Source organism: Spirosoma oryzae, from assembly GCF_003002825.1.
GTDB lineage: Bacteria > Bacteroidota > Bacteroidia > Cytophagales > Spirosomataceae > Spirosoma > Spirosoma oryzae.
In genome coordinates this window covers 1-21113 of the sequence record NZ_PVTE01000025.1, presented here as the reverse complement: position 1 = coordinate 21113, position 21113 = coordinate 1, and the positions used below count along the sequence as shown (strand labels likewise).

Annotated in this window: 11 protein-coding genes; 1 reads left to right on the top strand and 10 read right to left on the bottom strand. The window is 55.5% G+C overall.

The features are described from left to right. From CLV58_RS22200 to CLV58_RS22185, 4 genes are all read right to left on the bottom strand, one after another. Complete coding sequence (locus CLV58_RS22200) at nucleotides 1-1389, bottom strand: M56 family metallopeptidase (RefSeq protein ID WP_106140035.1); 1389 nt, start codon at nucleotides 1387-1389, stop codon at nucleotides 1-3. After that, nucleotides 1386-3344 carry a TonB family protein gene (locus CLV58_RS22195; protein WP_106140034.1) on the bottom strand — a complete coding sequence of 653 codons (1959 nt, stop codon included), beginning with the start codon at nucleotides 3342-3344 and terminating at the stop codon, nucleotides 1386-1388. Before CLV58_RS22195 ends, CLV58_RS22200 begins: the two co-directional genes overlap by 4 nt. Further along, nucleotides 3341-3706 (bottom strand): BlaI/MecI/CopY family transcriptional regulator, encoded by a 366-nt coding sequence (locus tag CLV58_RS22190; RefSeq protein ID WP_106140033.1) that lies wholly within the window; start codon nucleotides 3704-3706, stop codon nucleotides 3341-3343. The genes CLV58_RS22195 and CLV58_RS22190 overlap by 4 nt, the downstream gene beginning before the upstream one ends. A 143-nt stretch (nucleotides 3707-3849) precedes the next feature. Beyond that, entirely contained in the window at nucleotides 3850-4182 is a 333-nt protein-coding gene (locus CLV58_RS22185; protein WP_106140032.1) for a hypothetical protein, read from the bottom strand. Between the two features lie 256 nt (nucleotides 4183-4438). Between CLV58_RS22185 and CLV58_RS22180 the strand changes: the two genes are divergently transcribed. Continuing rightward, a complete protein-coding gene (locus CLV58_RS22180; RefSeq protein WP_106140031.1) occupies nucleotides 4439-5719 on the top strand; it encodes a family 1 glycosylhydrolase in 1281 nt (426 codons plus the stop codon). Between the two features lie 459 nt (nucleotides 5720-6178). Here the strand turns inward: CLV58_RS22180 and CLV58_RS22170 are convergent, their stop codons facing one another. From CLV58_RS22170 to CLV58_RS28475, 6 genes are all read right to left on the bottom strand, one after another. After that, nucleotides 6179-6583 (bottom strand): hypothetical protein, encoded by a 405-nt coding sequence (locus CLV58_RS22170; RefSeq protein ID WP_106140029.1) that lies wholly within the window; start codon nucleotides 6581-6583, stop codon nucleotides 6179-6181. A 34-nt stretch (nucleotides 6584-6617) separates the two neighbouring features. Further along, the gene (locus tag CLV58_RS22165; RefSeq protein ID WP_106140028.1) at nucleotides 6618-8228 is read right to left on the bottom strand and encodes a T9SS type B sorting domain-containing protein; all 1611 of its coding nucleotides are present in this window, start codon (nucleotides 8226-8228) and stop codon (nucleotides 6618-6620) included. 5 nt (nucleotides 8229-8233) lie between these two features. Beyond that, nucleotides 8234-11686, bottom strand: coding sequence for a beta strand repeat-containing protein (locus tag CLV58_RS22160; RefSeq protein ID WP_170108760.1), 3453 nt, complete (start codon nucleotides 11684-11686; stop codon nucleotides 8234-8236). A 179-nt stretch (nucleotides 11687-11865) separates the two neighbouring features. Next, on the bottom strand, nucleotides 11866-12690 hold the full coding sequence (locus CLV58_RS22155; protein ID WP_106140026.1) for a T9SS type A sorting domain-containing protein: 825 nt from the start codon (nucleotides 12688-12690) through the stop codon (nucleotides 11866-11868). 70 nt (nucleotides 12691-12760) lie between these two features. Then, the gene (locus CLV58_RS22150; RefSeq protein WP_170108759.1) at nucleotides 12761-18898 is read right to left on the bottom strand and encodes a beta strand repeat-containing protein; all 6138 of its coding nucleotides are present in this window, start codon (nucleotides 18896-18898) and stop codon (nucleotides 12761-12763) included. Nucleotides 18899-19091: 193 nt separating this feature from the next. Beyond that, nucleotides 19092-21113: Ig-like domain-containing protein (locus CLV58_RS28475; protein ID WP_211300891.1), on the bottom strand; the 2022-nt coding region annotated here is incomplete at its 5' end.

Sequence of the window (21113 nt, the reverse complement as noted above, 5' to 3'; positions counted from 1 at the left end):
CTATTTCGTTGTGACCTTGATCGTGCTATTCGCCTTATCGACGTCGACGCTTTTTATGGCATCCGTCGATACGTTCTTAAACTCATCCTTGGTTACTTCTTTACCATTCAGCACGATGGTTTTGATATCCTTGAGGTAGCCATCCGGCTCGCTGACCGAGTCAAGCTCAAAATCGATTGGTAAAACATACTGCACATTTAATGACTCTTCCCCCTGCCGCCCAGGTTTCCAACGGGGCATTTTGTTAACAACTCGAACGGCTTCTTCATCGGCTCCAAAGCCAATACCCTTCACGAGTTGAACATCCGCAATTTCTCCTGTTTTGGTTACGATGAAGCTGACGAACACTTTACCTGCTGCATTGGCTTTCACAGCGGTAGATGGATACTTTAAGTTTTCCGAGAGGTATTTACTTAATGCTTTCATACCACCTGGGAATTCGGGCTGATGCTCAACGACAGTGTACACTTCACCGTCAATACGCGCTGGTTTGCGAACGGATACATTGTTCGTTGATTCGTCCTGCGTCAGTGGCTGATCGCGTTCCGATTGCGTACACATCACAAGGGTAGCGGCCAAAGGTAATACCAGTGCGTAGCCGAGTAGGAACCGACGGGGGGAAGCGGGTTTTTGTAACATGGTTATGCGTTGTTTGAGGGTTGAGAATAGATAAAAAGGAGTGGTGAGTGCAGCAACCGGCGTATCGAGTGCGTAAGACACAAGCTGATGCGCATAACCCGTACGGAGCTGTATGGCGGCAACCCGGTCAGCCAGAAATTCATGGACTTCCTGCACGGCTTGCTTATAATACCAAAGCGTCGGATTGAACCAGAACAGCGCCTGCGCAAATTCTACAATCAGTACATCGATGGTGTGACGCTGCCGAATATGCGCTTCCTCGTGCCGGAGTAAAGCGTCGGGTGGGTTGTGCGCGTCGGTGCGGTTCAGGACGAGATACTGCCCGAAGGAGAACGACGCGATCTGATTATGGGCTAACCGGATTAGTGTATACCCATTTTGTGGCTGTGCTGCCCCCTGCCGGATCAGTTGATGCACCGATCCCAGTCGCCAGGCTAGTCGCAGCAGCATCAGGAGTACCCCTGCGCCATAGATAGCCCACAGCACCGTAAGCACAGACCAGTTGGTATCGGCTAACTGCGGCTCGCGACCAACGGTGATTGCCGGTAGCGTAATAACGCCCGTCGATAACGTCTCCCCCGCCGACTCAGGAACAGTGGCGAATGGCAACAGGCCCGACGCCAGCAGGGTCAGCAACAGATACGCCCGATTCAATCCAAAGTAGGTAGTTCGGCGTAGCAATAACTGGTAGCAGCCCGCGAACAGTAGCAGATACAATGTCGAGCGAAATAGATAGTCGAGTATGGTCATGGCTTTTTCGTCGTTATTTCAATCACTCCATTCTTTCCTTTTTCACCATACGTAGCCGTTGCTGCATCGCCTTTCAATACGCTGACGTTGTCAATCAATTCAGGCTTGAATACATCACGTATGTTTCCCTTCTCTAGAATGACACCGTCAATCACATACAGCGGCTCGGGTTGTGAAAGGTTACTGAAATGTGCAGTTGCTTTCGAATGGGGAAATAGCCGCAGCGAGTCCGGCAGTGGCAGGCTGTGCCGCTCTTTACTGGCTGAATAGCTGGGATAATCACCGCTGGGTGCCCACAACTTACCGCTCCTGGGTACTGAGTCAGTCGGCACAGCCTGCGGAGTTTTCGGCATCTTCGCTGTATGGTCGAGCGCGAACCGAATCGGCAGTTGGTAGCGGGCTGCTACGGGGCGTCCCTGTTGTTTGGCCGGTCTCCAGTCGGGCATCTCTCTGACGATGCGTACGGCTTCCTCCCGGCAACCGCCACCGGGTGAAGCGATCGCTTTATTGACTCTGGCATCGACTACCTTGCCCGATGGTGAAACCGTGAATAAAACATACACATCGCCCTCGACCCCAGCCGCTTTGGCCTTCGCTGGGTAGCGCAGGTTGTGCGCTACGTAGTTCATCAACCCTGGAATGCCCGTTGGAAAGGTAGCCTGCTCCGAAGTTGCCGTGTATGTCTCGCCATTCTTCACAATACTACGTGGCACAGTAGAAAGCGGCATGGCTGGATTGGGCTTTACGGCTTTATAATCGGCTGTAGCACCCATCGCGGGCAGTTCGTCTTCAGGCGTCGGCCGTAAACGGGGGCTTAACACCAGTACACCATTTTTTATGGTCTTGGCCAAACTACCGAGTGCCACTATATCGGTCTGGAAGCCCTCGTAGCTGAACACCAGCGATTCGTCAGCGGCTACGTTAATGGCGTACATTCCGTTTACCTTGGTCGACGTGCCGCTTTGTTTCCCCTTCACATAGATGTCCGCACCGGGCAGGGCCTTTCCGTCGATTGCACTCGTTACCCGGCCTTTGACAACGATCCGTTGATCAGTAACCTGCTGCACCAGCGCTTTCAGTTCGTGCGGTACAGACGTCATCGCCACCAGCAACAATGAAAGGGGTACTAACACCAGGTACTTGCCCAGTGCCCAACGCGTTGTGGCCTGCCGTTGCAGCATCTGAATCCGCTGCTTGAGCAAGGTTGGATTGAAGAACCCATTCGTCAATGGTTCGGGGCGTAGTCCGAACGCGTAATCGACCAGAAACCGGGCGTATTCAGTCGGCTGTGTAACCTGTTCGATCGCGTATCTATCGGCCAGAAATTCATGGACTTGTCGTAACGCCCGGTTAAACAGCCACAATACCGGACAGCCCCAGGCCAGCGCCCGTACAATAGCCAGGCCTATCACGTCGGCACTGTGCCACTGCCGCGCATGCACCTGCTCATGCCGAAGCACCAGCGAATTACCGGCGTCGGCAGGACTGAGAACGATGTACCGAAAAAAGGAAAAGGTTATGCTGTTGGCATCAGTCGGAAGCACCAGTGTATAGCGACCGTACGACTGACGTACCGATCGACGAATCAACTGGTGTATCCGGTAAACACGCCTGCCTAAACGCATGAGTAAGCCAAGCGCGGTCAGCCCGTAGGCTATGACCACTAGTTGTGTCCAGTCAGGACTACTTGGTTTGTCAGGAACGGGCAGCGCTACTGCCGTGTATGCCGACGCAACGGGCAGCGTTAACACGCCAACTGGTACGGCCACTGGCAGTTGCGCTGTTTCTTCGGGCGTCAGGCTGAGCAAGGGCAAGGTCAGCGTCAGTATGACGGCCAACAACAGATACGCCCGATTCAGCAGCAAGAACGTATGCCGACGTAGCAGCAGGAAGTAGCAGCCGGCGAAGAGCAGCCCGTAGATATTGGCTTTGAGCAGGTAGTCGAGCGCGTTCATGGCTTTTTTTCCTGGTTCAGTAGTTTGATGATGTCGTCAGCTTCCGACAGGCTGACATTTTTCTGTTGTACGAAGAACGAGACCAACTTTTTCAACGAGTTGTCGAAATAGTTCTCCATGAGCTGCTCCGTCTGAAAACGGCGATATTCCTCCTCCGAAATGAGCGGAAAGTATTCATGCGTTTTGCCGTAAGCCGTGTAGCCAACCAGTTCCTTTTTCTCCAGAATTCGAACGATTGTCGACACCGTGTTATAGGCAGGCTTTGGCTCGGGTAACTCCGCCAACACGTCTTTAACAAATCCTTTTTTGAGGTGCCACAACACCCGCATGATCTCTTCTTCCGCTTTAGTTAGTTCGCGCATTGGCTTGGGTATGGCTGGTAAATGTCTTTGTGTCGAAAGGTATGACTAATGAGTTAGTTTCACAACTAATATATTAGTTTTAGTGTTCAAAACAAAAGCAGTCTGTAGTATAGACCGCTTTTATCCTACTCATTTCAAATTGATTAGCTACCTAAAATAAACGTCACGGTCATCTGCGTACCGTCGATAGAGCGATCATGTATCTTCATCCCGGTGTCTTCATCGAATAGCCGGTCGCCAATAATCGGTAGACAACCAAAGGTTTTATGAAACTTATAAACGCTGTTGAAGCAAACCGCCAGCTTGTTCATACAGTCGGCAGCGATTGTCTGATCCTCGTACCAGTTGCTGACCGGTGCTAGTTTACGGATTTCGTGCAGATGGCCTTCTGACAGTAGAAACTGAATTTGCCAATCGTCGATGTACCAGCTCTCGTGTTTAAATACATCGACTATGGATTGAACGGGCTGTTCCATATTGCCGTCGTTTTAGTAGGTATAGATGAGGTTACTAGCTTGACGTAGGTTATGTATGGATAGTCTATAACGGGAGCGCTTCGGCTGGTAGTAGGGGGCGGTGCGTGTGATGAGTGGCCACCACGGAAAGATGAGTCGTTCATAAGGGCAGTAAGTTTACGTAACGTCATAAATGGCTTTAATCGATTCTTAAAAAACAAACTGTGACAAAGGAAGTCTCACACACTACTAAACCACGTGTAAACCCTCCTTTGTTATGGTTACGCAATTTCTGTTTGCTACCGGTATCGAGAACAGTAACCCCACCATCAGAAACGGGACTGTTCGTGTGGACGAACTGGCAAAATGTGGCCACTATACCCACTGGAAAACCGATTTTGACCTGGTTCAGGAGTTAGGCATCGACTTTCTTCGTTACGGCCCGCCAATCTTTTCTACATTTCTGGGTGACGGCCGCTACGACTGGGAATTCTGTGATCAGACCTTTGGCGACTTACTACGCCGGGACATCATCCCCATCGTTGACCTGTGTCATTTTGGGCTACCCGACTGGTTGGGCAATTTCCAGAACCCCGACTTCCCCCACCTGTTTGCCGGCTACGCCAAAGCGTTCGCCCAACGGTATCCGTGGGTACAACTGTACACGCCCATCAACGAAATGTATATCTGCGCTACCTTCTCCGCGCTGTATGGCTGGTGGAACGAGCAACTGGCGACCGACCGGGCTTTCGTGACGGCGTTGAAACACATTGTAAAAGCGAACGTATTGGCTATGCAGGCCATTCTGGACGTACGCCCGGATGCCATTTTTATTCAGAGTGAATCGTCGGAGTATTTCCACGCGGAAAATCCGGCCGCGATAAAACCAGCGGAGTTGATGAACGCCCGACGCTTTCTGTCGCTCGACTTAAACTACGGCCGTCGGGTCGATTCGGAGATGTATGAGTACCTGATGGACAACGGCATGACCCGCGAGGAATATAGCTTTTTTTTCGGGCAGAGCATGAAGCAGTATTGCATTATGGGCAACGACTACTACAAAACCAACGAGCACCGCGTGTCGGCCGATGGGACTACGGTAGCATCCGGGGAAGTATTTGGCTACCACGTCATTACAACGCAGTACCATGACCGATACCGGCTGCCAGTGATGCATACCGAAACAAATCTGTGGCAGGGGCCGAACGGGAACGAAGCCGTAAACTGGCTCTGGAAGGAATGGGCTAACGTACTACGCGTACGCAACGACGGGGTGCCAATCGTGGGATTTACCTGGTACTCACTCACCGATCAGGTCGATTGGGACACGGCACTGCGCGAACCCAACGGAAACGTTAATCCGCTGGGTCTTTATGACCTGAACCGAACGATCAGGCCGGTCGGACAGGCGTATAAACAGCTCATTGCCGACTGGCGGCAGGTACTACCGGCACATAGCATCTGCTTACAGGTACCGATTGTACGGCCTGGTGAAAGCGACCAACAGTGGGCACGGCAGAAACAGAACGACGCACGCAGCGCACGAAAGGGCGTGTAATAAGTCAGCCGGGCTACTAACTATATGGCCTGTAGCTACCGATCAAGTGGTAACTACAGGCCATATAATGTTCGCGTTTGTATTGTCTATTTTAGTAGCGATCAGTGGGTAAATACAGTCAATACCTACGACGTTAGTACAGGCTACTTTTTGCAGATTCGCTCAGTAGCTCGTGTACTTCTTCGTTTGATCGTATTTGGCTGCGCTTCTCAGGAACAAGCGCGGAAAAAAGCTTATCGCTGTTATGAATCAGCATGATAAGAACAACAGTCAACAAGAAGACCAGCCCAATTAACGATAGGGAGGCAGTCCAGAGCCACCAGGATTTTGTGTACGGAGTAATGCTATTGGTGGTCGCCGGGTCAGTAAGTGACCATATGACTAGAAAACTATTCATGGTATGGGTAGCGGTTGGTTGAGGAGGTTAGAAACGATTATTTGTAGGCAGCAGGTTTTCCGCTACGTAGTGGTCGTCGGTACGTATTTGTTCAGAAAATTGCTTACCTGGTAGAGTTCCGCATGCTGCCATATACAGTAGTCATTCATTAGCGACTGTATTCGCTGCTGACCGATGTGCGTTTCCCGCACAAGTTGTTTCCAGTCGTTCTCCGGTAAAGTCTGCAATCGCTCGTTGAGCAGCTTGAGGTATATTTCCAGCTCGACAGAGATACCTGTAATCTTGGCAAGCTGAGTCAGCTCGTCGGCCCGCCAGTCTGATGTTTTCAGCTTTCGTCTCAGCACGTTACAGGACAGCTGCAAATCCTTCGACAGGCCGGAAGCCTTCAGTTTTTTATCTTCGACAATCCGCAATACGGCAGCACGCGCGTTTAAGTAGGATGCAATGAGTTGATTGACCTCGTTCATACAGGGATTGATTGGTAAGTGGTTACGGATTATGTTAACGGATTATCTGTATACTACCCGAGTAGGATATGTAGGGGGTAGTCAATACATACTGATACAATCCCGATTCTACGGGTTCGCCATTGGGGGCAGCATTCCAGGGTTCCTGGTAAGGCGACGCTTCGTAGACGGTATTACCCCACCGATTGACAACCTGTAGCCGACACGGTTGATGATAGCGGATATTCTGTATGAGCCATGTATCATTCACCCCGTCGTTGTTGGGTGTGAACACACCCGGAATAAAAAGCGCTGGTACAACCGTCAGCGTAACCGTATCGCTCGCCATGCACCCCAGATCACTTCGTACGGTCAGCGTATAACTCGTCGTTGTCTGCGGGGTCGCGACCGGATCAGCCACCTCAGCCGAACTCAGCTCATCAGCCGGAGACCAGGTAAAGGAGCTTGCGTTCGTAATTTGCGGATTCAGCTTTACCGGCTGCCCGGCAACCAACGGGGGCACTCGCCCAATACTGACCAGAGTACGTTCCGCTTTACTGACATCCATCAGACGGACTGTACTGGAGGGAGCCGTACACCCATTGACCGTCACGTTTACCGAATAAACCCCGTTTGCCGTAGCCGTAAACGATTGCAGATTAGCCGTGGGTACGGCTTGATTGTCCCGTACCCACTGATACGACGCCTTCGACACTGACTGAGCCCTTAGCGTGACAGGCAACGGTGTGCAATTCTCACCCGTATACAGTAGCTGAGCGTTGGGACTGGCCTTGACGTACACGAACCGAGTATTGGTAATCAGCTGATTGTCACACGCTGCGGTTCCCGTGGCCGTTACCTTCACCCGGATTCGCGCCTGGTACCCTTTTACTTGATTCGGGAAAACGTACGAGAACGTCGGCACGTCTAGCTGTACGCTGATTGGCTGATCGTCGGCAAACCACTGGTACTTGTAGACAACAGCAGGTGTCGCTGGTGGCAAGTCAGCATACAGATCGAGCGGCTGATTGCCGCAAGCCGAATCGGCGGACGTACGAATCTGGACCGTCGGTAACCCGCCGACATTTCCTGAATAGACATTTCCGCCAGCCCCCAGAATGGATACACTGTTTCCGGTGTTTATTCCTTTCGAATTGGGCGTCCTGAACTCGTCCAGCTTGTTATTGATCAGCTGCGCTGGCGTTGAACACGGACCGGTTCGTTTGAATCGAAACAACAGGATGTCCTGCCCTGCTTTTATGTCGAATAAAACGGTTGGCGAACTGTTGTTGATAAAACTGAAAAAGAGGTAATCCCGCTCCGGATTTTCGGCCGGGGCGTCGACCCGATCTCCCTGACGCCAGATCATACCCGGAATCGGTGATGTCAGATCGGCCACACCAAACCGCTCCGCACCTAACCCGTGAGGAACGACCAGCGTTACCTGCGCCGTACTCATCAACGCTGACCGACCGGAGTAGCTGACCGCCGAGCGCATATACACGTTGTAGGTTTGCCCATCTGCGTCCAGCGCCAGTCGCAAACTTACCTGTGCCTTGGCCAGCAACCCGGCCAGCACGAACACCAGCGTGAGGCCCAGCCGGCCCCACCTGGTAGTCGCGCTGACGAGGTGCCTGCAGACGTGTAGTCCACCCAAACCGGCCATACCACTCAACGGGTTCGCTTGGTGATAACGATTGGTACACAACGGGCGGGCTGGCAGCAGCTACCGGCAGGTCGCAGCCGAACGATCAGTGGGCAGCAGCCACCGCTTGGACAGTTCACGTTTGTACTGACCGTATACGTCCCTTCCTGATTGATTACCAGACTAGTCGTCGTTGCCTGAGCGATTGGCTGCCCGTTTCTGTACCACTGGATCGATGTAAACGAGCCGCTAATGGAGAAGGTAAACGTTTCGCCCTGGCATAGATCGACAGGAACCGAAAAGCAGGCCACCGCCAGATCGTCTTCGCCATACTGCTGATTGTTGGGCGTCGAGTCCGGGTCATACTGACCGGATGCGACAATTTCCGACTGTATCGTGGACACGCCACCCGTAGCCGCCGACAGACCGATCGTCAGCGTCACGCTCTGACCAGCGGCAAGCGTGCCGATGTTCCACAAGCCCGTTGTCTGATTGAACGTACCAGCCAAGGTCGATAGTGACGTAAGGGGTTGCCCGGTGGGTAAGGTAATCCTGTCGACAACACCGGTTGCCGAGTTGGGGCCGCTGTTAGTTACCACGATAGTTGCCGTTAGCGCGTCGAACTGGTTGGGCGCTTTGGTAGACAGACTGATTGTCGTTGAGAGGTCAGCCGTTCCGCTAGTCGGTACCGTAGCGATTGCCGTCACGTTCACCGGCTGGGTGGCGCAGCCTCCGCTGGTGCAGGCCGTCACCGTGACCGGCGTTACCCCCGGACTTACCGTCACGTTGCACGAGAAGGTACCCGATGTACTGGCCGTGGTCGTGCACAGGGTGGCGTTACCCGGACCGGTGATGGTCACCGTGCTGCCCGGCGTGGCCGTGCCCGAGATGGGCTGCGTGGTCGGACCCGGCTGGGGCTGGGCCACCGTCAGGCTGGCCGGCCCAACGACGGTGAAGCTGCTCACGGCCGGGGTAGACGTCCCCCCCGCGTTGCTGGCGACCGCCGTGATGCTGGCAGGGCCAGCCGGCAAGGTCACGTTACACGAGTAAGCCCCCGACGCGCTGGCTGTGGTTGTACACAGGGTGGTGTTGTTAGGCCCCGTCAGCGTGACGGTGCTGTTGGGCGTGGCCGTGCCCGAGACCGTCGGGCTGGTCGTGGCCGTACCGTTGTTAGCCGGACTGCTGATGCCAACCGTCGGTGGACTGACCGCCGTCACGCTCACCGACTGGGTGGCGCAACCGCCACTGGTGCAGGCCGTCACCGTCACCGGTGTTACGCCTGGGCTTACCGTCACATTGCACGAGAAGGTGCCCGATGCGCTGGCCGTGGTCGTGCACAGGGTGGCGTTACCCGGACCGGTGATGGTCACCGTGCTGCCCGGGGTGGCCGTGCCCGAGATGGGCTGCGTGGTCGGACCCGGCTGAGGCTGGGCCACCGTCAGACTGGCAGGGCCAACGACGGTAAAGCTGCTCACCGCTGGCGTAGACGTCCCCCCCGCGTTGCTGGCGACCGCCGTGATACTGACAGGGCCTGGTGAAAGCGTTACCATGCAACTGTAGTTACCTGATGCGTTGGCTGCGGTGGTGCATAATATGTTGTTACCTGGTCCCGTGATAGTCACCTGGCTCCCTGGCGTGGCCGTGCCCGACACGGTTGGCGTAGTCGTCGCCGTACCGTTGTTAGCGGGTGTGATGATAGCTACTGTCGGCGTACCGACTGCCGTCACGTTCACCGGCTGCGTGGCACAGCCACCCGCATTACAGGCCGTTACCGTTACCGACGTTACGCCGGGGTTTACTGTAATGGAACACGTGAAGGTACCCGATGTACTGGCCGTAGTGGCACACAAAGTCATGTTACCCGGACCGGTGATAACGACTGCGCTACCCGGCGTAGCCGTACCCGAGATCGGCTGGACAGTGGAACCTGGCTGGGGCTGAGCCACCGTCAGACTGGGCGGACCGACCGGTGTAATGGCGGTAAAGCTGCTTGTTACCGGTGACGAACAAACGCCCCCATTGCAGGCAATTGCCGTAATAGTATTAGGTCCCGACGACACCGTTACCACACAGCTATAGCTACCGGATGCACTGGCTACGGTGGTGCACAATATATTGTTACCTGGTCCCGTGATGGTTACCTGGCTACCCGGCGTAGCCGTGCCCGACACGGTTAGTGTAGTCGTCGCCGTACCATTGTTGGCAGGTGTGATGATACCCACTGTCGGCGTACCCGATACACTGATGGAGAGTCCATACGTATTATTAGCCGCGTTGTCGTTAGGACCGCCCGTCACGGTTCCGCTTACAGGCACCTGAACTGTAGTGGTCTGACTGGTACCGCCCGAAACAGCTATGTAAATTGGTGGCAACGAACTACCGGCTGGGATTGGCTGCACCGACGTACAGGTAACCATAGTACCGCCCGTCTGACTCACCCCTCCGCATGTCCAGCCCGTTCCCGTAGCCCCCGTGTAGGTAAGCCCCGCAGGCACTAGTGTCTGAGTCGTCGTTGTCCCGCTGTATAGACTGTTCCCTATGTTACTAACCGTCAGCGTCAGCGTACCGGGTGCTGCCGGAGCAAGCGTTGCAGGACCGGCAATGGTTGCCGTTACGTCAGCAGTACCCGCTGGCGGAGTAGCCTGAACAGACACCGTCTGGCTGAAGGCATTGTTACTCGTATTACTTTCGTTACCACCGTTGACCGCGCCTGCGATAGTCAGTGTCTGCGCTGTCGTCAGTGAAGTCGTCAGTGACAGATTCACGCTACTGCTGGCAGACGCCGACAGAACAGCCGTCGTGGTGCAGCTAACGGGGGTTGTTCCGCCCGACGGTGTACCAACGCTACAACCCCAGCCCGCTCCCGACGCACCGGCGTACGCCAGACCATTGGGCAGATTGGTCGTTACCGTACTGATACCGCTCGTGCTTGCCGTGCCTACATTCGTTACCTGGATCGTATAATTCCCAGACGTGCCGGCGGTCAGTGTTGACGGGCCTGTTATGCTGGCCGTCAAGTCCGGAACGTCGACGGTACAGGTAGCCCCTGCCCCGTAGTTACCGGTGTAGGCATTACCAGGGCCACGGCCCAGAATGGTCATTTGATTACCTGGGTTCGTATTCTGCGAATTAGGTGTGCGGAACGGATCGGTCTGGTTCTCAAACAGGGTTACCGTTCCTAAACATCCCCCTGTGTTCTTGAACGAGAACAGCTCGATTTCCTGGTTAGCGAGGATATCGAACAAAACGGGGCTGGCACTACCGCTGAACCCGAATGATATATAATCGACGCTGGGGTTCTCGGTCGGCGCGTTGACACGGGCATTCTGGCTCCAGATCATCGACTGGTTCCCAACGACCTTACCCTGTAGGTTCGTAATCGTGAACTGCGCGTTGCCTGTCCTGTGTGGGGCCAGTAGCGTAACCTGAGCCGTACTAATCCGCCCTGCATTCCCCGTATACGAGTCCGTAGATGTCATATAAACCCGGTACGTCTGTTTGTCAGCGTCCAGACCGACACGATATTTTACCTGCGCGAGTGCAGATCTGCTGCTTATCGAAACGAGCAGCAATACCCACAAAAGCATCCCTAATTTCTTCATAATAGCCCCGTAGTTATCGTAGAATTTGTGCGTTAGCTTGCCGGATCATATAGCACTTACCGGGCTATCAGCATTTTCTGGCCTACGCCCAGCCGAACTCCGCCCCGCTCCAGGTAGACCATATAGTGCCCTACAGGAAGCTGTTCGACAGTAATCTCCTTCGCGCTGGAACCACTCCGCATGTACGCTGTTTCCTGACTTACTACTTTCCCGGTGGCATCGGCAATCAATAGTGTAACCTGCCCCTCGAAGCCATCGAGATAATTGACCCAGGTAACCGTAGCACGATCCTTTGCCGGGTTCGGGTAAATCTGCCGCAGCCCTACTTTCTGACTACCGGGGTTTTCATCGGCCAGATTGCCGACGTAGGCATTTTTCTGACCGTACCCCAACACGCTGATGTGATTTTGTACGTTGAAGCGGTTCGTTGCCGCTTTGAGCAGCGGGTCCGTACTGTTGTCAAGCAACTGAATGGACGATATGGGTTGCCCAACGTTGCGGAACGAGAACAGGGGCACTTCTTTTCCTTTCTCATAAGCAAGCCCCCGGGTTGCCATCGTCTGTAGTGCCACAGACAAATAATCGTAGTCCCGAGCACCATCCGGGCTTTTTATCAATGTTCCTTTATCCCAGGCTACATCTGGTTGAAGAGACGTGATAGCACCCAGTTCAAAGCCCTCAGCGGCTCTAATTTTCATGCTGACCTGCATGGTACCCGTGATTGACCCACGGTCGGCAACGGTCTGCTGAGGAACCATACTGACAATGTATGTTTCCTCATCGGCACGGGTTAGTTTGAACTTTACCTGCGCCTGGGCTGTGAAATACGTATTGGCTATTGCAAGCCCGAGTACGAGCCGTCCGAGAAATACCTTTTTCATGATGATCTAGTTTATTTTGGTTGGTTAGGAATGGGGGTTGGTCATCGGCCGATAACCAACCCCCATAGCGCTACGGCAATTGTTGCTGAATAATGTAGTTAGCCAGCAGGCCGGTATTTTCCGGATGCCCCACAACGTTGAAGAAGATTACGTCAACTTCGTTGTTAGGCCCCTGGAAAATCGTCGTACCGTCCATGTTCACGTCCGTTACGTCGTAGCCGGTCGTGATATAGTTGGCGATGTAGCCCGTATTCCCGGTCGCACTCATGACACGGTAGAAGATCGGATCGACATCCGTGTTCGGCCCCTGGAAGATCACCTGTGCATCGCCATCGGTATTACCTGCCCACAACATGGCCTTGCCATTCTGAACATACTCTGGGTAATTACCGTAGCCAGGCTTTTTGTAGACGTTGGCGATGTTCGTCATATCCACGGTGGTCGGGTTAGGGGTCAGCGTAATTGCCTGTGCCGACATAGCACCCAGGTGATTCCGATGGCGAACTGTTACGTAGTACGAGCCGCTGGTCAGGTTAGCGAATTGAACGGGCGATACACCATCCGTCGAGCTGACGACGTCGCCATCCCGCTGAATCAGCGCGGGCTTCGTCGCTACCACCGTTTGCGAATTGGTTGCGCTGCGTAGTTCAACCATTACCCAATCCACAATGGCGTTGGCACCAGTTATGGCCAACACACTGGCCGTCGTCGTCTCCAAGCCACTACCGATAAAGGTATAGACAGCATTACCGCCAGCAACCGTACCATACGGTTGCGTTAAGGGAACGAGACTCTGTTGACGCAGTTTATCCTGCATCAAGCCCGTAGACAATTCGTAGGCTCCCTGCAACAGTGCTTTGACAGCCAGTACAACACCACCTGGCAATACACTACCAGCATACGTTAGATTGGCGACGTTGTTAGCCAGGTTGGTTTCACCCGCCACAGGCGCAACAGCAGCGCCGAAGATCAGATTCGATGATCCGGCGGCAGCAGCCAGCGGTACCACCGGCATTGTCAGCGTCGTAGACGCCCCCGGCGCTAACCCATTAGGCGTTGTACAGCCCACCGTAGTACCACTCAGCGAGCAGGTCCAGCCATTCGTCATAAACGTACTGGCGGCTATCGAGAAGTTCACCGGCATGGTAAACGTTGCTGAAAGCGGACCGGTTGCCGGTGCCAGCAGGCTGGTATTGGTCACCTGCACAAGCACGTTGGCCGTCTGACCAGCTGTCAGCGTAAACGACTGATTAGGGAAGCCAATTGCCAGATCGGCACCCTGCACCGTACCCTGGTAGTTGATCGCACCGACGTTGTTAGGCAGTACCGTTTCGCCCGTTGCCGGAGTCACGTTGATGGCGAATGAAGGATTGGTCATCCCGGCAGTCGTACCCGTTGGTAGGACAGGAATCGACAGCGCCGTCGACGCGCCCACTGCCAGACCGGTCGTGTTTGTACAGGACACCACATTGCCCGTGGTTGAACAACCCCAGCCCCCCGTCGAGAACGTCGCAGGCTGCGTGCTGAACCCGATCGGCATCGTGAACTGAAGCGTAAGCGGACCAGTTGCCGTTGCATTCCCAATATTCGCTACGTTGAACGCGACCGAAGACACTTGCCCGGCTATCAGCGTAAATGACTGATTCGGAACCGTTACAGCCAGGTCCGGTGCGGGGGCCACCTGTACGGGTACAGTGGTCGTTACGGTAGCCGCGTTGTTGCTCAGATTCGTTTCACCCGTGGTTGGGTTTACATACAGCCCGATGGTCAGGGTAGCACCGGTCAGGTTGGCAGCAGGCGTTACAGGCACATTTACCGTTGTACTTTGACCAGCCGCCAGACTCTGGCTTGTATTGACCAGCGTCACGACCGTTGACCCATTCAACTGCGTCGACTGCGACTGGATACTCCAACCTACCGGCAACTGCGCCGTGTTGATCGTTGCCCCCGCTGGCAAACTCATCGAGAAGGAGAGCGGAGCCGTCGACGCTGCATTACCTACGTTCTGAATAGTGATGGGCAACGTCGATGTTTGACCAACGACCAGATTCGGCTGGGGCTGTCCACCACTAATTGTCAGGTCAGCTGCCGGAGCTTGTTGTACGGTTCCGTAGCTGGTTTGGCTGGAACCAGTCGTCTGTCCCTGAACGGGTGCGATCGTGCCGCTGAATGGAACCGTCGTTCCGGCGGTCGGTCCGGTCGGTGTAACCGGAATATTCAGCGCCGTCGAACTACCAGGCGCAAACCCAGTTGAATTCTGATTGCTGAAGACCAGGTTGGTCGTTCCGTTTGGACCAGGCGTATTGCTAACCAGCGTCCAGCCGGCTGGCAAATTGAGTTGCGACTGATTAAACGTAACTCCGGCGGGTAGTGTCACCTGCGCCGTCAGCGGACCGTAAGCCGATCCGTTCCCGGTGTTCTGAATTGTGACCGGGATCACAGATGTCTGCCCGACAACGAGCGACGGCGTCGGCGGCCCTACCGTGAGTATTACGTTCGGTGCCGTTACCACCACATTGGTCGTCGTCGTACCTGGCGTAGTTTGGCCAGTCGGCTGAATAGTGGCAGTCGTCGGATTGTTCGAGCCAGCCGCTGCCTGACTAACCGTTACCGGCAGGTTAAGTAGCAGTTGCCCACCACTGGCCGGAATTGACGTTGTCGGATTCGTCAACGTGTAGATCGTACTACCGTTCGGTCCTGGCATGGTACCACTGATGACCCAGCCGGCAGGCAGTTGTCCAGCCAGTACGGATACGCCGGCAGGCAAGCTAATTGTCGTGCTGATGGGTCCATTGGCGTTACCACTACCAATGTTCGTGAAGCTAATGGGTATGGTCGACACCTGCCCGACCGACAGCCCTGGATTCGGTACACCGATGGATACAATCACGTTTGGTGCCGGCTGCGCGACTACCGGACTACTCTGCGTCGTACTCGTCGTATTGGATGGCATCGACGGATTCGGTGCCGTCACTACCGTTACAGGAAGCTGCTGACCCACCAGACTAGTTGGCGCGGTCAACGGTACCAGGACAGTTGTACTACCCCCGATCGGTAGACTGACGTTTGGATTGGTAATCGTATAGGTCGTTGTCCCGTTACTGTTCACAACCTGTCCGGCGTACGACCAGCCCGTTGGCAGCGCTCCAGCCGTGACACCACTGGGTATTGTCATCTGCGCCGTTACCGGACCCGTGTAGCCCGCCGTACCTGCGTTACTAAACGCGATGGTTGCGCTGGTAGGCTGACCCGCCGTAAACTGCGCAGGCAGCGTCAGGTTCGTGACGATACGCGGAGCAATCGGTGTCACCGTAACACTGGCTACGTTGTTGGGCAGATTGGTTTCACCATTGACAGAAACAGCCGTTGTCGACAGCGTTCCGGTGACGTTTGCTACGCTGGTACCGGGTGTAATTCCCAGTTCGAAGCTAACGCTTTGCGTCGGTGTCAGGCTAGCTGCATTGCTAACCAGCGCAAGTGTGGTACTACCATCACTGTTTGTAGTCGCTGACTGGACAGACCAACCGGCCGGAATTGTCGACTGATTGATCGAATACCCGGCCGGAATATTGGTTTTAACCGTTATCGGCCCATTGGCGACGGCATTCCCTACGTTTTGAACGGTTACAGTCACGGTAGAAGGCTGCCCAACAACCAGTGCGGGTACGGGGCCACTGAGGGTAACCTGCAAATCAGGCGATCCCAACGTAGCCGACGTCGTGGCCGTATTATTAGCCGTGTTGCTTTCCGATGCAACTGGCGTCAGTGTAGCTACAAAATTAGCCGTACCCGACGTACCGGCGGCAATCGTTACCGGCAGGTTGGCGGACAAACTGCTGCCAGAGGTCAATCCTGTGCTGCCTGTATACTGCAACGAAACGACAGTAGTGCCGTTCGCGCCAGCCGTGCTGCTGAGTAACGACCAACCCGCTGGCAACGAGCCAGCACTGAGCGAAAAGCCAGCAGGCAAGGTTACCGCTACCGTCAGGGTAGTGGGCGCGGTGGCCTGTCCTACATTGGTGATTGTAATCGGCAGATAACCCGCCTGACCGGGAATCAGCGTAGGCAACTGACCAAACGCTATCGCCAGATCGCTGCCAACCACGGGTGCCGACGTAGTGATCGTCGTGGTGTTGTTGGCCAGATTGGTTTCCGTGCTGGATGCTGCGGCCGTCACACTGAACACCAGCGTATTACCGATGAGCGTACTAGACGGTATAACAGGCACCACCAGCGGCAGGGTTTGGTTAGCACTCAGGCTGGCCGGATTGCTACACACGACCTGTTGACCAGCCGTCGAACAACCCCAACCGCCTGCCGACGTGAATGTCGCCGGAGCACTTACGCCCGCTGGCATTGTCAGCGTAATCGTTTGTGGACCCGATGCGACACCTGGTCCCAGATTTGTCAACGGAATCGTTAGCGCGTTCGCCTGTCCAGCGACCAGCGCACCGGGCTGAGTAATTGAAATCGACAGATCCGAAGGCTGCGCACCAACGGTCGATGTGGTCGAACCGGGTGGACAAATAGCGCAGGGCTGCGACGGCGTAACCGTCGTAGAGCCTCCGCCCGTTACCGTAGCATTGTTCGAGATAGTGCCCAGCTGCGTGGGATTCACCGTCATGATAAAACTGCTGCTGGCACTGATGGCAATTGGATTCGACGTCGTACAACTAACGGTCTGTCCCAATGCCGAACAGGTCCAGCCGTTCCCGCTACCTGATACGAATTGCAAACCGGCAGGCAGTACGTCTGTCACCGTAATGGCACCACTGGTAGCCAGATTACCGCTGTTGGTTACGGTAAAGTTGTAATCAAACGGTGTATTCTGGGTAATGCTGGCTGGAGCCTGCTTCACCAGACTGAGCACGGGGGCCGGACATACAACCGGGCATGTGTAGTTACACATCCACGCGTTACTTACCCCATTGCCCAGGATAGTCATCTGGTTACCGGGGTTCGTCGACGTTGATTGTCCCTGGAATGGATCGGTTGTATTCCATAACTGGACGTCGCCGGAACAAGCACCAACCCGCTGGAAGCTAAACAACGGTATCTCCGCGTTCGACGCAATCGTGAATAGGCTGGGACTGGCGCTTTGACTGTAGCCAAAGGACATGTATTCCCGACTGGGGGCTTCCGTCGGCGTGTTAACCTGTGCGTTCATCACCCAGCTCATACCAGTCTGTAAGTTTTGCAGGTTGGTGATCTGCGTGCTAGCAGGGAAGTTGACTGTCACCTGCGCCGTAGCGATACGGGCCTGACTACCGCTATATGCCGTAGCCGACTTCATGTAGACCGTATAGGTGATCCCATCAGCCGCCAGTTTCAGACCGTAACGGACACCGGTATTACAATCCAGGGCTGTACAACCGGCTCCGGCCGCCTGAACGGGGGCACTTGCAGCAACCGGTGTAGCTGCGTTGTTAGCCGTGTTGCTCTCGGGCGACGTACCCGTGGCCGTACCCGAGAAAACAGGCGTGGTGCCTACCGTCGACGCGGCTGGCGTGATGGGAATGGCAAACGCAGTGTTGCCGCCAGCTGGCAGTGAACTGGGGCTGCTACAACTGACGCTCTGACCCGTGGTCGTACAACCGAAGCCATTGCTGGTGAAGGTAGCGGGCGCACTCACCCCCGTAGGCAGCGTCGTGGCAAAGCCAATTGGACCAGGTGCCGCAGCTGTGCCTACGTTGCTCAAACTCACCGGCAGACTTGAGGTCTGACCCGCTGTCAGTGCTGGTACGGGACCCACGCTGCTAATCAAATCGGGGCTACCGCAACTGGTTGCATCAATCAGATTACCACCGTAGGCGTCCCCCCCGTTCCCCAGGATCGTGATCTGATTACCAGGATTCGTTGTGGTCGAGAAACCCTGAAAAGGGTCCCTCGGCGACCAAAGTTTGATTACGCCCGGACAGATGCCATTATCAGAAAAGGAGAAGAGCAGGACATCCGTATTGGCGGGTATGTTAAACAGCGTAGGCGTAGCGCTCTGGCTAAACCCAAAGGAAATATAGTCAGCGCCAGGGTTTTCAGACGGTGCGTTCACCCGGGTCGACGCTGTCCATCCCATGCCATTGTTTCCCGTAATGGTCGGCGTACCCGTTCCCTGCGGAATAGCAGTGAAACTTCCGGTAGGTACCTGAATCGTAACCTGCGCTGACGCAACCCGAGCCGGATTCCCCGTGTAGGCTGTCGTCGAGTTCATATAGACCCGGTACGTGCCCGTCGCGTCCCGGTCGATCTTAAACCTGACCGGTGTGGCAGCAGACACTGCCAATGGACACAGCAGTATCCAAAGCAGTATCCGGCCAAAATGAGACAAATAAGTATATTTCATGGGAGCGATGTGAATACAAGATTAGTAGTGGCTCTCCGGGATCGCCGGAGAGCCACCCCGACTAGGGAAGTTGCTGGCGGATAATGAAGTTGACGTACTGGTTCGCCTGATTATCCGGATGGCTCATCACCTCGAAGAAGATAATATCGACTTCGTTGTTGGGGCCCTGGAAAATCACCCGACCATTCAGGTCAACGTCACTCAGCGAATACACGTTGTTACGCACGTAGTTGCTGAATCCACTGGTGTTGTTCGGATCATTTATCACATCGAAGAAAATTGGATCGGGATCGTTACCAGGTCCTTGCATAATCACTCGGCTATCACCTGATGTATTACCGGCCCATAGCGCAGGTACACCGCTCTGCATTGCCATTGGTGCCGACGTACGAAGCGGGTTACCGACCGGATACTGGTAGACGGGCGTCGACGTACTGGTGAAGTCAACGACAATCGTTGAATTAGCACTGGTCGATAGCGCGGAGGCCGTCATTGCGCCCAGGTGGTTACGATGGCGCACAGCCACGTAATACGAAGGGCCAGATACGACACCACTACCAAACGTAACCGGCGACACACCATCCGTAGCCACGACGTCTCCGTCTGACTGCACCAGGGCAGACCGGGTCGCAATGACCGTCGACGGAGTGTTCGCATCGCGAAGCTCGACAACGACCCAATCGACAATGGCATTGGCTCCCGTTACGGACAATACCGATGGGCTGGTGATCGATTCGCCCCCGCCACCGATGTGCGTATAGTTCATAGCACTATACGGCTCGATGGTTGGAATCAACCCTTTCGATCGCAGATCATCCCGCATGCGGCCTGTAGTCGTACTGTTGATCAGCGCCCCCTGAAGGAATACGCGTACCGCCAGTTGCACTGAACCCGTTACCGTGAAGCTGGTTACTGCTGGTGACGAGCAGCCACCCGCGTTACAAGCCACAGCCGTGACGCTGTTCGGACCAGGCGAGAATGTTAGCGAACAGTTGTAGTTACCAGCCGCCGTAGCCATCGTTGAGCACAGAACCGTGTTGTTAGGCCCTGTCAGCGTGACCACGCTACCCGGCGTGGCTGTACCCGATACCGTGGGCGAGGTCGTGGCCGTGCCGTTGTTAGCCGGACTGGTGATGCCCACCGTCGGCGGACTAACCGCCGTCACGCTCACCGACTGGGTGGCGCAGCCTCCGCTGGTGCAGGCCGTCACCGTCACCGGTGTTACGCCTGGGCTTACCGTCACATTGCACGAGAAGGTGCCCGATGCGCTGGCCGTGGTCGTACACAGGGTGGCGTTGTTGGGGTCGGTGATGGTCACCGTGCTGCCCGGCGTGGCCGTGCCCGAGATGGGCTGCGTGGTCGGACCCGGCTGGGGCTGGGCCACCGTCAGGCTGGCCGGCCCAACGACCGTAAAGCTGCTCACGGCTGGTACAGACGTACCGCCCGCGTTGCTGGCGACCGCCGTGATGCTGGCAGGGCCAGCCGGCAAGGTCACGTTGCACGAGTAAGTACCCGACGCGCTGGCTGTGGTCGTACACAGGGTGGTGTTGTTAGGCCCCGTCAGCGTGACGGTGCTGTTGGGCGTAGCCGTGCCCGAGACAGTCGGACTGGTCGTGGCCGTGCCGTTGTTGGCCGGGCTGGTGATACCCACCGTCGGTGGACTGACCGCCGTCACGCTCACCGACTGGGTGGCACAACCGCCACTGGTGCAGGCCGTTACCGTCACCGGTGTTACCCCCGGACTCACCGTCACATTGCACGAGAAGGTGCCCGATGCGCTGGCCGTGGTCGTGCACAGGGTCGCATTGTTGGGGTCGGTGATGGTCACCGTGCTGCCCGGCGTGGCCGTGCCCGAGATGGGCTGCGTGGTCGGACCCGGCTGGGGCTGGGCCACCGTCAGGCTGGCCGGGCCAACGACCGTAAAGCTGCTCACGGCTGGTACAGACGTACCGCCCGCGTTGCTGGCGACCGCCGTGATGCTGGCAGGGCCAGCCGGCAAGGTCACGTTGCACGAGTAAGTACCTGACGCGCTGGCTGTGGTCGTACACAGGGTGGTGTTGTTAGGCCCCGTCAGCGTGACGGT

Coding starts and splice junctions, on each gene's coding strand:
- CLV58_RS22200 (WP_106140035.1), bottom strand. CDS start 1,389: ATGACCATACTCGACTATCTATTTCGCTCGACATTGTATCTGCTACTG.
- CLV58_RS22195 (WP_106140034.1), bottom strand. CDS start 3,344: ATGAACGCGCTCGACTACCTGCTCAAAGCCAATATCTACGGGCTGCTC.
- CLV58_RS22190 (WP_106140033.1), bottom strand. CDS start 3,706: ATGCGCGAACTAACTAAAGCGGAAGAAGAGATCATGCGGGTGTTGTGG.
- CLV58_RS22185 (WP_106140032.1), bottom strand. CDS start 4,182: ATGGAACAGCCCGTTCAATCCATAGTCGATGTATTTAAACACGAGAGC.
- CLV58_RS22180 (WP_106140031.1), top strand. CDS start 4,439: ATGGTTACGCAATTTCTGTTTGCTACCGGTATCGAGAACAGTAACCCC.
- CLV58_RS22170 (WP_106140029.1), bottom strand. CDS start 6,583: ATGAACGAGGTCAATCAACTCATTGCATCCTACTTAAACGCGCGTGCT.
- CLV58_RS22165 (WP_106140028.1), bottom strand. CDS start 8,228: ATGGCCGGTTTGGGTGGACTACACGTCTGCAGGCACCTCGTCAGCGCG.
- CLV58_RS22160 (WP_170108760.1), bottom strand. CDS start 11,686: ATGACATCTACGGACTCGTATACGGGGAATGCAGGGCGGATTAGTACG.
- CLV58_RS22155 (WP_106140026.1), bottom strand. CDS start 12,690: ATGAAAAAGGTATTTCTCGGACGGCTCGTACTCGGGCTTGCAATAGCC.
- CLV58_RS22150 (WP_170108759.1), bottom strand. CDS start 18,898: ATGAACTCGACGACAGCCTACACGGGGAATCCGGCTCGGGTTGCGTCA.